This is a genomic window from Aeromonas sp. OTU364, from assembly GCF_038440395.1.
Lineage (GTDB): Bacteria > Pseudomonadota > Gammaproteobacteria > Enterobacterales > Aeromonadaceae > Aeromonas.
Genome location: NZ_JASATR010000011.1, coordinates 125276 through 137959, shown reverse-complemented (window position 1 = coordinate 137959; position 12684 = coordinate 125276). Strand labels below are relative to the sequence as shown.

Genomic DNA, 12684 nt, shown 5'->3' with positions numbered 1-12684 from the left:
CCCCCGCCGGCTGTCCCCCTCCTCACACGGGCTCACCGCGCCCAAAAAAAACCCCCGCGACCCGGGTCGCTGGTTTTTTTTCATCCCCAGAGGGCTCAGAGCATGCGGGAGAGGGCGCGGCAGAGGCGCTTGATGCCCTCTTCCGTGGTGGCTTCATCCACACAGGAGAAGCTCAGGCGCAGGGTGTTCTGGATCTCGGGGCGCACATAGAAGGGGGCGCCGGGCACGAAGGCGACCTTCTCCTTGATCGCCTCGTCGAACAGGGCCATGGCGCTGATGCTTTTTGGCAGGGTCAGCCAGAGGAACATGCCCCCCTCGGGGCGGGTGTAGCTGACGCCGGGCGGGCAGTGACGGCTCAGGGCGGCCTCCATGGCGGCGCGCTGGCGGCCATAGACCTCCTTGATTTTCTCCAGATGAGCGTCGAGGGAGTGATCGGTCAGGAAGCGGTGCAGCACCTGCTGGCTGAAGGCGTTGCTGTGCAGATCCGTGGCCTGCTTGGCGATGGTGACCTTCTTGCGCAGCCAGTCCGGCACCAGCATCCAGCCCAGACGGAAGGCGGGCACCACAGTCTTGGAGAAGGAGCCGAGCAGTACGGTATTGTTTGGCGCCAGCTTGGCGATGGGGGGCAGGTGCTCCCCCTCGAAGCGCAGCTCGCCGTAAGGGTCGTCCTCCACCATCAGCAGATCGTGGCGCACCAGCCGCTCGGCCAGGGCCTCGCGGTTGGCACGGCTATAGGAGACCCCGCTCGGGTTCTGGAAGTTGGGCACGCCGTACAGCAGCCTGGCGCTGGATCCCTGCTCCAGCAGCGCATCCAGCGCGGCCAGATCCAGTCCCTCTTCCCCGAGCGTGATGGGCCTGAAATTCGGTTGATAGACGGAGAACGCCTGGATGGCACCCAGGTAGCCCGGCTCTTCGATGATGAGATCCTGCCCCTCGTCCACCAGTACCTTGCCCAGCAGATCCAGCGCCTGCTGGGAGCCGCTGGTGATCAGGATGTTGTCCGGGTTGACCTCCATGCCGTGGCGGCTCTGGTAGCGATCGGCGATGTACTGGCGCAGCGGGGCGAACCCTTCGGTGGTGGCGTATTGCAGCGCCGCAGCGCCCTGCTCGCGCAGCACGTCCTGGCAGGCTTGCTCGATGGCCTTGACCGGGAACAGGTGGGGATTGGGCAGGCCGCCGGCGAAGGAGATGATCTCCGGATTGGCGGCGACTTTCAGGATTTCACGGATAAAGGAAGGCTCGACCTTCTCGAAGCGCTGGGCAAAAAACGGCTGCATAGGGTTCTCTCTGACTAGGTGGCGGTCGCTCCATTCAACCGCCAGGTTATCCGTTTGTATCAGATTTCAGAAATGAGGCAATGGCTGTCACAAAAATCCATAAAAAAGGGCAGGTTTGGCACCTGCCCGAATTTTATCGTCTCTACCCTGGCCGGGGGCGCCAAAACCCCTGCCAGGCGTTCATCTGCCCTGAGCCTGGAGCCCGGGCTCTTTCAGCTTGAAGAGGCAGATCATCGGCTTGGTACTCAGAGTCCGGGATCTTTCAAGAAGCTGATCATCAGATCCGTGTTGGCACCGAGTTGCTGCTGGACCCGGCCCGGGAACAGTTCGGCCATCTTGTCGAGGCGGTCGTGCTCCGTGTGCCAGATCTTGCCCCACTGGGTCTCGCTGTCCCGATCGCAGGCGCTCTTGCCGGCCTCGTCGTAGCAGTCCCACAGCGCCGGGTTGGTGCTCTGGGAGTAGCCGTCATAGCCATCCTCCCCGTTGATGGTGAAGTTGGTGGCCTCCACGTAGGCGATGGGCACCCCCAGGCAGGCAAAAGGCGCATGATCCGACCAGCTGCCGGTCTCCCCTTCCGGGTAGCCGTCGTAGCTGGGGTGAATGGCGAACGGGGTGGCGCTCTGCTTGGAGATGGCCAGCAGGCGATCGCGCACCTTGGGATCGAAGCTGTAGCGGCCCGGCTCGGCGCAGTTGTACTCGGCCACGTCGGAGTGGGCGGAGTGGACGTAGACGATGTCGCCCCCGGCTATGGTGTCGTAGTTCACCATGGCCAGCAGCTTGGCGACGGCGTCGCTGTCGAGGCTGGCGGCATAGGCCTTGGAGCCGTTGAGGCCGTTCTCCTCCGCCCCGAAGAAGGCGAAGCGCACCGTGTAGGGCAGGGTCTCTCCCTTGAGCGCCTCGGCGACCGCCAGCAGGGCCGCGACACCGGCACCGTTGTCGGTGGCGCCTTCGGAGCCCTTCTTCTCGCCGGTGCTGTCGTAGTGGGCACCGATGAGGATCACCTTGTCACTCTGGCCCTTGAGCTCGGCGACCAGGTTCTGGGAGTGCTTCTCGGTGCCGCTTCGGGTGTAGCTGAAGGGCTGGTTCTGCACCTCGTAGCCCCAGCCGGTCAGATGGTCCTGGATCCAGGCCGCGGCACGGGTCTCGGCCTCGGTGCCCGTGGGTCTGGCACCTATGCCTTCGGCACTCGAGCTCAGCTGCACCAGGTATTCATAGGCCTGGGTGGCGGGCGCAGGGGGCTGGGAGTCATTGTCCGAGGGGTTGCATCCGGCCAGCAGGGCCGAGATGGCGAGGGTCAAAAGGGCTTTTTTCATACTGCAATCCTTTGTTGTGTATGGTTTTATTTTTCCGCGTCAGGATGCACCTGACGCCCCGCAGATTCTGTGAAGGGGGTGGCATTTGTCAACCGCAGTGGCGGAATTGGTCAGTCAGGGGGGATTTGTTGTGCGAAACACTTGCGCCTTGGGCCTATCTTGGGATAATTCGCTCCCCTGTTTTTGCCGATTGATGAAATAACGAACCACCAGGTCGGCCTAAACCCGGATTGACCCCGGTTCTGTTACCCGGATTGATGAAATAACGAGACAAATATGCCTGTGACCCAAGATGTATTTAACGAAGACGGCAAGTTCATGCGCAAGATCCGCAGCTTCGTCCGTCGCGAAGGCCGCCTGACCAAAGGGCAGGAGAAGGCCCTGGAAGAGCTCTGGCCGGTCATGGGCATCGATTTTGCACCACAACCCCTGGACATGGTGGCGCTGTTTGGCCGCGAAGCCCCTGTGGTGCTGGAAATAGGCTTCGGCATGGGCGCCTCCCTGGTGGAGATGGCCAGGAATGCCCCCGAGAAGAACTTCATCGGCATCGAGGTGCACTCCCCGGGCGTGGGGGCCTGCCTCGGCACCGCCCAGGAAGCGGGCGTCACCAACCTGCGCGTGATCTGTCACGATGCGGTGGAGGTGCTGGAGCACATGATCCCGAACGGTTCACTCTCCTGCCTGCAGCTCTTCTTCCCGGATCCCTGGCACAAGAGCCGCCACCACAAGCGCCGCATCGTACAGCCGGCCTTCGCCCAGGACATCCGCCAGAAGCTCGCCATCGGTGGCGTCTTCCACATGGCCACCGACTGGGAAAACTACGCCGAGCACATGCTGGAAGTGATGAGCGCCGCCGAGGGGTACGAGAACACCTCCGCCACCGGCAACTGGGTGCCCCGTCCCGACTGGCGCCCGCTGACCAAATTCGAGCAACGTGGCCATCGTCTGGGCCACGGGGTCTGGGATCTGATTTTCAAGCGTGTCAGCTGAGCTGGCACGTCAACTCCGTATCCACTAACTTGAGGAGCTATCATGGCCAATCGTAGCCGCCGTCTGCGTAAGAAACTGCGCGTCGATGAATTCCAGGAAATGGGTTTCGACATCAGTTTCAACTTCCCGGTCGGCACTGCCGAAGAGACCATCGATGCGGTAGTCGATGCGATGATCGATGAGGTTGTTGAACCCCGTAAGCTGGCCTTCGCCGGTTCAGGCCACCTGGCCTGGGAAGGGATGATCTGCACCCAGCAACTGGGCAAGTGTACCGAAGAGGACCGCGCCGCCGTCAGATCCTGGCTGGAAGGCAAGGGGATGGAGGCCGTGGTGGTCACCGAGCTGTTCGATCTCTGGTACGGTGAGCCGGCCTGATATCCGACTGCCTCTCGGGCAGATAGAAAATCCCGCCGCCGGCGGGATTTTTGTCGGTGAGCCTCGCCTCACCTCGTCTCACGTCATGGAATCGTCGATGGTGTTGTCATCCGAATTACTGGCCAGCATCCTGGAAGAGGTGCGCCCGCTGCTCGGGCAGGGCAAGGTGGCCGATTACATTCCCGCGCTGGCGCAGGTGCCGGCGGACAGGCTCGGGATCGCCGTCTGCACCGTGGAGGGGGAGCTGTTCACCGCCGGTGACGCCTGCGAGCCCTTCTCCATCCAGAGCATCTCCAAGGCCCTGAGCCTGACCCTGGCGCTCACCCTCTACCAGGAGGAGGAGATCTGGGCCCGGGTGGGCAAGGAGCCCTCAGGTCAGCCGTTCAACTCCCTGGTGCAGCTGGAGTTCGAGCACGGCATTCCCCGCAACCCCTTCATCAATGCCGGCGCCCTGGTGGTGAGCGATCTGCTGGAGACCCGGCTCACGGCCCCGCGCCAACGGACCCTGGAACTGGTGCGTCGCCTGTGCGGCAATCCCGCCATCATGGCGGACCAGGTGGTGGCCCGCTCCGAATATCAGCACGCCGCCCGCAACGCCGCCATCGCCTACCTGATGAAGGCCTATGGCAACTTCGAGAACGAGGTGGACAAGGTGTTGCAGAGCTACTTCAATGCCTGCGCCATCCGCATGAGCTGCGTCGATCTGGCCCGGGCATTCATCTACCTGGCCAACCGCGGCGTGCCGCTCGGCGAGAGCTCGCCGCTGCTGCCAGCCCGCACCACCAAGCAGGTCAATGCCCTGCTCGCCACCTGCGGCCTCTATGACGAGGCGGGCGACTTCGCCTACCGGGTCGGCATGCCGGGCAAGTCCGGGGTGGGGGGCGGCATCATGGCGCTGATCCCCGGCGAGCTGGTGGTCTGCGTCTGGTCCCCCGAACTCAACAAGGCGGGCAACTCCCTGGCGGGCACGGCGGCGCTGGAGCTGCTGGCCGAGCGCCTCGGCCGCTCCATTTTTTAACTTTGTTCACTATGCATCGAGACAACATCATGAAACGAATGACTGGACTGTGGCGCAGCGGCCTGGCCGCCCTGCTGCTCTGGTGTGCCTGGCCCGCCCTGGCCGCCGAACTGCCTCCTCTCTCCCTGGCCGATGCCAAGGCGAAGCAGGCCGTGATCCTGGATACCCGCCCCAGCTACTTCTACCAGGGCTGGCCCATGGCAGGCGAAAAGCAGGGGGGCCACGTGGCCGGCGCAGAGAACCTTTCCGCCGAGTGGAAATACAGTGACGAAGAGTGGCCCAAGGCGCTCGCGAGCAAGGGGCTGAAGGCCGATCTGCCGGTCGCCCTCTACGGCGCCCCGCGGGAAGTGGCCGAGGTGGCCCGTCTGCTGCGCCAGCAGGGCATCAAGCAGCTGTTCGAGCTGCAGGGCTGGCAGAGCGCGCCGCGCGAGCACCTGGCCCGCTGGCAGCAGCTGGTCTACCCGCTCTGGCTCGCCGATCTGCAGGCCGGCAAGCCGGTGGCGGCCGCCCCCAAGGGGGACTGGAAGGTTTTCGAGGTGGACTGGGGCTCGCCCAAGGCCTACTTGCTGAGCCATATCCCGGGGGCCGGTTACATCGACACCAACCGCCTGGAAGAGGAGCCGCTGTGGAACAAGGTCTCTGACGAGGCGCTCAAGGCGCTGCTGCTGGAGAACGGCATCCGCCACGACACCACCGTCATCGTCTATGGTCGCAACACCATGGCGGCGGCCCGTGCCGCTCACCTGATGATGTATGCCGGGGTGGAGGACGTGCGCCTGCTGGACGGCGGCCTGGATGCCTGGTTCGTGCAGCACCTGCGCACCGAAACCGGCCTTGCCAACAAGTTTGAGCCGGTGAAGGAGTTTGGCGTGGCCATTCCGGCCCATCCCGAGTACTACACCACCCTGGACCAGGCCAAGGCGCTGCTCAAGCAGCCCGATAGTGCCCTGGTCAGCGTGCGCACCTGGGACGAGTTTGTCGGCAACACCTCCGGCTACAGCTACATCAAGCCCAAGGGCGACATTCCCGGGGCCAAGTGGGGTCACGGCGGCGTGGATGCCAACAGCATGAGCGACTTCCACAACCCGGACGGCACCATGAAACCGGCCCGCGAGATCCTCGCCATGTGGGATCAGTGGAACATCGAGCCGACCCAGCAGGCCGCCTTCTACTGCGGCACCGGCTGGCGCGCCTCCGAGGCCTTCTTCTACGCCTGGCTGATGGACTGGAAGCGGATCAGCGTCTACGACGGCGGCTGGTACGAGTGGAGCTCAGACCCCAAGAACCCCACTGTCACCGGTGAGCGCAAGCCCAAGGGCTGATGACACCAATGCGTTGCCCTGGTAAAGGCCGGACGAATGTCCGGCCTTTTTCATTGGCGCATCCAGGCTCATCCCGCTGTTAACTCTCTGATCAACATAGCTGTTTTCATATTCTGGCCGCACTCGTTCGGGGGGCTGCGCTTGAGCTAGGCTTCAAGAAACATCCTCGTCCTGAGGATGCCGGAGGGAGAAGAGGCGGGCGATGAAACGACTGATGATGATCCTGGTGTGCATGCTGGGGCTGGTGGCGTGCAGCTCCCAATACATCATGAGCACCCGGGACGGGAAGATGATTACCACCGACAGCAAGCCCAGGCTGGATGAGGACACGGGCATGTACCGCTACTACGACGAAGAGGGGCGGGAGATGTTGATCAACAAGGATGACATCACCCAGATCATGGAGCGTTGAGACGCGCGACGAGCAGGGCTGCCCGCGGGCAGCCCTTTTTGTTTCAGCCCGTCAGCTCCCCCACCTGGCGGTTCACCTGACCGGCGAACAGCTGGTGGAAGCGGGAGCCCGGATTGGCCAGCAGGCTGACCGGAGAGCCCTGCTCCACCACTGTGCCTGCCTCCATCACCACCACCTTGTCCACCGACAGGAGCGGCTCCAGATGGTGGGCTATCACCAGATAGCTGGCCTGTGGCCGGTAGCGATAGAGCAGCTCCGCCATCTTGCGCATGCCGCCGTGGCTGAGGTCCGAGGTCGCCTCGTCCAGCACTATGAGGGGGCGGCGCGACAGCAGGATGCGGGCGATCACCAGCAGCTGGGTCTCGCCAGCGGAGAGCTGCAAGCGGTCGAGATCCTCGTCCAGCCGGCCGGCGCAGCGCTCGGCCAGGCCGACCCGGGCCAGCGCCTGCTCCAGCGCGGCATCGCTCTGCTCGCTCAGGGGGGCGAGATTCGCGCGCAGGGTGCCGAAGAAGGTGAGGGGGATCTGGGAGACGGTGTCATAGAGTGCGCGCACCGCCTCCGGCGCCAGGGCAGAGAGCGGCTGATCGCCGTAGTAAATCTCTCCCTGGGAGGCCGGATACATGGCCTGCAGCACCCCGAGCAGGGAGCTCTTGCCTGCCCCGGTACGCCCGCACACCCCCACCTTCTCGCCGGGGGTCAGCTCGAAGTTGACCCTGTGCAGGGCCCACTGGCTGGCGCCCGGGTAGCGCAGCCCCAGATTGTCGAAGCGCACCGCCGGATGGGGGGTGGCGAGGGTCTCTCCCTCCTGGCGCTCGCTCTCTATCTCGCTGTATTCACGCACCCGCTCCACCGCATTCATCACCTGCTCCACTTCGGCGAAGGTACGGATCAGGGAGTTGAGCATGGCCGAGGCGGTGAAGGCGTAGGTGATGGCCACGGCCCCCAGCAGCGGGCTGTTGCCAAAGGCCACCATCAGTGCCACTGCCCCCACCAGGGCGGCGGAGAGCAGGGTCTGGTGCATGCCGAGCCAGCGGTTGATGGAGGTGGTGGTGTACCAGCTGCGCAGGTTGTTGTCATAGTGATGCAGCACCTGATCCAGGGCGAAGCGCTCGGCCCCGGCCAGACGCAGGGCGGGGGCGCCGCGAATGGTCTCGCTGATGCTGATGTAGAGCGGGGAGCGCAGCACCGAGGACTGGCGCCGCAGCTTGAGCTGCACCGCCCGGTAGCGCCGTTGCAGCACGTAGAGCGCCCAGCCCACCAGGGGGGCGATGAGCAGCAGCAGGGGAATGTTGATGCCGATGACCACCACCTGCAGCAGCACAGAGACCAGCATGCCGAACAGTCCCATCAGCATGGACAGCAGCACCTCCTGGGCCTCCCCGAGATCTCGGTCGAAGCGGTTGAGGATGCGCCCCTGGGGCACCTTGTCGAAGAACGCCATGGGGGCGCGGCTGATGCGGCCCAGCATGCCGTCGAACAGGGTCCAGGCCAGCTTGAGGCCGAGTTTGTAGTTGATGACCCGCACCACCATGATGCAGACCAGCGATCCCGCCCCCAGCAGCACATAGATGCCGAGCAGGGTATTCACATCGCTCACCTCGGCCTTGCCGCCGAGCCAGAGATCCGAGGCGATGCGCAGCCCCTCCTGACCCAGTGTGAGCAGCAGGGCGATCAGGATGGCGCCGGGGGCGGCCAGGCGCTGCCACATGAAGCCGAACAGCCCCCAGTCCACCTTGCCCTCCACCACTTTTTCTTCGCTGAACTGCTCCGCCTCCTGGGGGGGGACCGGAGGAGTGGGCTGCGGGTGCTGGATAAGATCCGCCAGCTGGTGGGCGTCGAGCTCCACCAGGCGGCCCTGCTCGATGCGGATCACCCGATCGCAGTGGGCCAGCACGTCCGGGTCGTGACTCACCAGCAGCCGGGTCGGCCCCGGCTTGAAGGCGAGCCCCTGCTCCAGCACCTGGGCCGAGACCATGGGATCCAGCGCAGACAAGGGGTTGTCCAGCAGCAGGATGTCGGCCTCTGCATAGAGGGCGCGGGCCAGGGCGACCCGCTGCTGCTGGCCGCCGGAGAGGCGGGTGCCGAGCTCACCCACCAGGGTCTGATCCCCGTGGCTCAGCAGCCCCAGATCCGTGGTGAGGGCGCAGGCACCGAGCACCCAGTGGTAGCGTGCCTCGTCCCAGGGTTGGCCGAACAGAATGTTGTTGCGGATGCTGTCGTTCATCAGCCAGGGCTTGTGGCCCAGATGCGCCACCCGGCCGTTGCGACGGACAGTCCCCTCAAAGCCGTTGTCAAAACCGGCGACCAGGTGCAACAGGCAGCTCTTGCCCGCCCCGGTTGCCCCCGTGATCCCCACCAGCTCCCCCGGCTCGATGTGCAGACTGACCCCCTGCAGCACCGGTTTTTGCTGGTGCAGGGCGGTGACCTCTTCCAGCCGCAGGCTGCCGACCGGCAGGCTGGGATCGCCGAGATCCCGGTGCTGCTCCGGGCTGCTCAGAAACTCGCACAGCCGGTTGAAGCCGGTATTGAAGTTGATCAGGGTGCGGATGAGGTAAGGCAGCCGCATCATGGGGATCCGCAGCACGGCGAACAGGGCTATGGTGGTGAACACCTGGGGCAGGGTCAGGCTCTGGCCCGAGGCCAGATAGGTGGTGAAGGTGGCGAGCGTCACCAGCAGCGGGGTGCTCATCATCAGGAAGCTGTTGATGGCATCGAGCTTGAGCACCCGGCCGAGCACCCCCAGCTCCTGCTGGCGCTTGGCATTGGCCGCCCGGGTGAAGAAGGCGCCGAGGCCGTTCTGGCGCACCAGCCGCAGCTTCTTGATGTACTCCGCCAGTATGCCGTTGCGCTCGTCCTGCTGGCGCTTGAGTTGCTGCTCCTGCTGGTTCATGCGGCGCACCACCCGGGTGGAGAGCAGCAGCAGCAGGGTGAGCACAGCAAAGCCCACCAGACCGGCGCTGCCCACCTGCCACACCAGCAGGGCTATGGTGCCCGCCAGTTGCAGTGCCATGGTGAGCGGCATGGCGGGATCCGCCAATATCCAGGTGATGTCCCACACGTCCCGGTTGATGAGGTTCTGTACCCGGCCACCGGCCCTGTCATCGAAGCTCTTGCCGCCGAGCTTCATCACCTTGGCGAGCAGGGATTCGGCCAGCAGGCGGCGAATGGGGACGTGCATCTTGAGCGCCAGTTGCAGGGAGTGCTCCGCCAGCATGCCGGCGGCGAGCACCGAGGCAAACAGGGCGAAGGCGAGCAGCAGCTTGTGGCCGGTGCTGGCATCGGTGCCGAGCTGGGTCATGCTGTGGTTGAGCAACCAGGGGCTGGCCAGGGTGGCCAGCATGCCGATCAGCTGCAACAGGGTGAGCAGGCCGATGCGGCGGCGGTAGTGGCGCCAGATAAAGGCCATGATGGGCCAGGGGCGCACCGGCGCAGCGGCGGTGAGCGCGAGGAAGGCATCGGCCCGCGTGTCGCGCCTGTCTTCCGGCAGCAGGGGGTAGAGATCGTCGAGACCGACCTGGGGCTCGGTCAGCCCCTTGCGTTGCAGCGGGCCCGTCCAGTGATAGAAGAGGCGGCTCAGCCAGCCGGCCGAGGTTTCCGGATGATCCAAAGGGTGTCCTTGTTGTTTTGTGTTGCTTCCGACAGGGCGGGGCGGCTCATGGGCCGCCCTCGATATTCTTTTTATGGCGGACTCGTCGCCCGAGCGGGATCAGCGATCCCGATTCATGCGGATGAGCCTGTCCAGGATCTGCTCGCCGTCGACTCTCAGGCCGTTGTGCTCGTACTCGTTGGTGATCCAGGCGCGGCTGTTGCCAAGGCCCTTGAGGGTGTCGCGGCTGTAGTCGAACTCCACGTACATGTCCTCGGCATAGACGGCGCAGGCGACGGGCACGGGGTTCTTAGCCAGTTGATCCGGGTCGTAGAGGGGCCCCCAATCGGCCTTCTTGGCCAGCAGGTGGGCGGCCTCCTTGAGCGGCATCAGCTCGCGGAACTGCTCGAACATCCAGGGGAAGATCATCTCGCCGGTGAAGGCGAAATCCTTGCCGGGCGCCCAGGCCAGGGCCGGAAACTCCCCCCTGACCCGCTCGGCCGCCCAGTTGCTTGCGCTCCCCTCGCAATAGATGGACTCGTGCAAAATGGCGAACACCGGATTGGTGTTGAACGGCTGCATGGCCTGCATCTTGTAGAGGAAGGCGGGGTTGATCCGCTCGCCGATGAAGGCGTCCTCCAGCAGGTAGTAGAGCTCCTCGAAGGCGCCGCTGGCGCCGAGATCCAGCCCCTGCTGCTGCAGCTGCTCCACCGTCAGGCGCTGGCCGTTCGGCAGGCGCACGTCGTGGCGGTGCAGGTGGGTCGCCAGCCGGTTGGCGATGGCCTGGGCATGGGGGAAGCGGGCGAAGAAGGCGCGGTTCTTGTCCGCCACCCGTTGATAGGTGGCGCGGTAGACCTCGTCCGCGCTGCGACCTATGGGGGCCACGCCGCCGGTGAGGTAGACCTCGTGCAGGCTGTCCGGGAACAGGGAGAGATAGGTGAGGCTGCAAAAGCCGCCGAAGCTCTGGCCAAGCAGGCTCCAGGGCCGGTCCGGGCTCAGGGTCTCGCGAATGTAATCGGCGTCCCGCACTATGCTGTCGGCGCGAAAATGGCCGAGGTAGTCGGCCTGCTCCCCCGGGGTGAGCCCGGCCAGCGCCTCGGCGCTGATGGGGCTGGAGTGGCCGGTGCCGCGCTGATCGAGCAGCAGCACCCGAAACTCCTGCAGGGCCCGTTTGATCCAGCCGCCGCTCGCGGTCGGGCGCGGCGCGCCAAAGCCCGGCCCCCCCTGCAGATAGAGCAGCCAGGGCAGCTCGTCATCCAGCCTGTCCTGGCGACAGAGGGTGCGGCCAAACAGGGTGATGCTCTCCTCGTCATCCGGTTTCTGGTGGTTGAGGGGCACGGTGAAGAAGTGTGGCTCGCAATGGATGCCATCCAGCACATAGTGCAAGGGGCTGCTCATCTGGGGTCTCCCTGGGATCGGAAATCGTCGGCCTCATCATAGCCCCGGCTCGCAGACGGGTCACGCCGGTTTTCCCGATATTGGGCGGACCCATGACGAGGCTCTCTCCCGAGCGCCCGGCCGCTTTATTGTTGCGGACCGATTGACCTTGAGCTGAACCGGGATCAAGATGAGCGGCCTGCCGAGGAGGGCAGGGGAGCTGGACACAACAGGATGAGGTGGGCTCGATGAAGCCGCGATGGATAAGGTTCAGAAAGAGAAGAAAAGAGACGGATCCTGAGGGCGTGCTGCAGGCGGGGTTGCTGGTATTCAGCGCCACCTGCGGGGCGACCCTGTTGCTGGCGGCCTGTAACGGCGGCTAGCAGCCATGAAAGGCCCACCCGACAGGGTGGGCCTCTTCATTTGTCTCCCTTTTCCAGCAGGGGTGGACCGGCCTGGAGCCCTTTGCCGGCGCGGGTTTGCGGTAGTCTGATACCTGCTGCTATGGTCAATTTACGACGGGATCCACAGAGGGAGGCGATCATGAATAGTCGTGAACGGGTACTGGCTCATTTGGCCACAGATCACCGGGTTGCAGGATTGACCGCTGGCGAGGCTCTGGCCGGTATCAGCCACTCGATGAGTTCGCTCCTGCTGCAACAAGATCAGCACTTCTTTCACTCTCATGCCGATGATCCTTGTCACGAGGTCGCCCGGGCATGTTCTGCCGGTCATGTCTGGCACGGTGACGAGAATCGCTATTAGGGGATGACATTTCGGGAAGGGGAGATGCAGAAAGGCCCGCTCAGATGAGCGGGCCTTTCGAATTTGGCTCCTCCTGCTGGACTTGAACCAGCGACATACGGATTAACAGTCCGCCGTTCTACCGACTGAACTAAGGAGGAATTATTGGTGCCCAGAGACGGAATCGAACCGCCGACACGGGGATTTTCAATCCCCTGCTCTACCGACTGAGCTATCTGGGCAACGGCGCGCATTAAACCCTTTCTGCGC

General features: G+C 64.4%; 10 protein-coding genes and 2 tRNA genes. 6 read left to right on the top strand and 6 right to left on the bottom strand.

The features are described 5' to 3' along the window. Positions 1-95: 95 nt before the first annotated feature. The gene (locus AAHB08_RS12735; RefSeq protein WP_319912635.1) at positions 96-1277 is read right to left on the bottom strand and encodes an aminotransferase-like domain-containing protein; all 1182 of its coding nucleotides are present in this window, start codon (positions 1275-1277) and stop codon (positions 96-98) included. Positions 1278-1522: 245 nt separating this feature from the next. Further along, a complete protein-coding gene (locus AAHB08_RS12730) occupies positions 1523-2590 on the bottom strand; it encodes a M28 family metallopeptidase (RefSeq protein ID WP_342059115.1) in 1068 nt (355 codons plus the stop codon). A gap of 276 nt (positions 2591-2866) precedes the next feature. Here AAHB08_RS12730 and trmB point away from each other — a divergent pair, with 276 nt between their 5' ends. The 5 genes from trmB (at position 2867) to AAHB08_RS12705 (ending at position 6707) form a co-directional block, all read left to right on the top strand. Then, positions 2867-3580 (top strand): tRNA (guanosine(46)-N7)-methyltransferase TrmB, encoded by a 714-nt coding sequence (trmB, locus tag AAHB08_RS12725; RefSeq protein WP_139436010.1) that lies wholly within the window; start codon positions 2867-2869, stop codon positions 3578-3580. Positions 3581-3622: 42 nt separating this feature from the next. Continuing rightward, complete coding sequence (locus AAHB08_RS12720; RefSeq protein WP_446699530.1) at positions 3623-3955, top strand: YggL family protein; 333 nt, start codon at positions 3623-3625, stop codon at positions 3953-3955. A 97-nt stretch (positions 3956-4052) separates the two neighbouring features. Next, a complete protein-coding gene (gene glsB, locus AAHB08_RS12715) occupies positions 4053-4973 on the top strand; it encodes a glutaminase B (RefSeq protein WP_202046621.1) in 921 nt (306 codons plus the stop codon). A 38-nt stretch (positions 4974-5011) separates the two neighbouring features. Then, on the top strand, positions 5012-6295 hold the full coding sequence (locus AAHB08_RS12710; RefSeq protein ID WP_446699531.1) for a rhodanese-like domain-containing protein: 1284 nt from the start codon (positions 5012-5014) through the stop codon (positions 6293-6295). Positions 6296-6497: 202 nt separating this feature from the next. Then, positions 6498-6707 carry a YgdI/YgdR family lipoprotein gene (locus tag AAHB08_RS12705; RefSeq protein ID WP_041205103.1) on the top strand — a complete coding sequence of 70 codons (210 nt, stop codon included), beginning with the start codon at positions 6498-6500 and terminating at the stop codon, positions 6705-6707. A 43-nt stretch (positions 6708-6750) separates the two neighbouring features. On the opposite strand, the gene AAHB08_RS12700 is transcribed toward AAHB08_RS12705, so the two are convergent. After that, a complete protein-coding gene (locus AAHB08_RS12700; RefSeq protein WP_342059113.1) occupies positions 6751-10314 on the bottom strand; it encodes an ATP-binding cassette domain-containing protein in 3564 nt (1187 codons plus the stop codon). Positions 10315-10413: 99 nt separating this feature from the next. Beyond that, the gene (locus AAHB08_RS12695) at positions 10414-11691 is read right to left on the bottom strand and encodes an alpha/beta hydrolase (protein ID WP_342059112.1); all 1278 of its coding nucleotides are present in this window, start codon (positions 11689-11691) and stop codon (positions 10414-10416) included. 522 nt (positions 11692-12213) lie between these two features. On the opposite strand from AAHB08_RS12695, the gene AAHB08_RS12690 reads away from it, so the two are divergent. Then, a complete protein-coding gene (locus tag AAHB08_RS12690; RefSeq protein WP_342059111.1) occupies positions 12214-12435 on the top strand; it encodes a hypothetical protein in 222 nt (73 codons plus the stop codon). Positions 12436-12499: 64 nt separating this feature from the next. Here AAHB08_RS12690 and AAHB08_RS12685 read toward each other — a convergent pair. Together AAHB08_RS12685 and AAHB08_RS12680 are read right to left on the bottom strand one after the other, a co-directional pair. After that, positions 12500-12575: transfer RNA gene (locus AAHB08_RS12685), tRNA-Asn, on the bottom strand. Between the two features lie 5 nt (positions 12576-12580). Next, positions 12581-12656 (bottom strand) — tRNA-Phe (locus tag AAHB08_RS12680). Positions 12657-12684 lie beyond the last annotated feature (28 nt).

What these genes read in the sequence shown, in the direction of transcription:
- AAHB08_RS12735 (WP_319912635.1), bottom strand. Translation starts at nt 1,277, where the DNA reads ATGCAGCCGTTTTTTGCCCAGCGCTTCGAGAAGGTCGAGCCTTCCTTT.
- trmB (WP_139436010.1), top strand. Translation starts at nt 2,867, where the DNA reads ATGCCTGTGACCCAAGATGTATTTAACGAAGACGGCAAGTTCATGCGC.
- AAHB08_RS12710 (WP_446699531.1), top strand. Translation starts at nt 5,012, where the DNA reads ATGACTGGACTGTGGCGCAGCGGCCTGGCCGCCCTGCTGCTCTGGTGT.
- glsB (WP_202046621.1), top strand. Translation starts at nt 4,053, where the DNA reads ATGGTGTTGTCATCCGAATTACTGGCCAGCATCCTGGAAGAGGTGCGC.
- AAHB08_RS12720 (WP_446699530.1), top strand. Translation starts at nt 3,623, where the DNA reads ATGGCCAATCGTAGCCGCCGTCTGCGTAAGAAACTGCGCGTCGATGAA.
- AAHB08_RS12730 (WP_342059115.1), bottom strand. Translation starts at nt 2,590, where the DNA reads ATGAAAAAAGCCCTTTTGACCCTCGCCATCTCGGCCCTGCTGGCCGGA.
- AAHB08_RS12690 (WP_342059111.1), top strand. Translation starts at nt 12,214, where the DNA reads ATGAATAGTCGTGAACGGGTACTGGCTCATTTGGCCACAGATCACCGG.
- AAHB08_RS12695 (WP_342059112.1), bottom strand. Translation starts at nt 11,691, where the DNA reads ATGAGCAGCCCCTTGCACTATGTGCTGGATGGCATCCATTGCGAGCCA.
- AAHB08_RS12705 (WP_041205103.1), top strand. Translation starts at nt 6,498, where the DNA reads ATGAAACGACTGATGATGATCCTGGTGTGCATGCTGGGGCTGGTGGCG.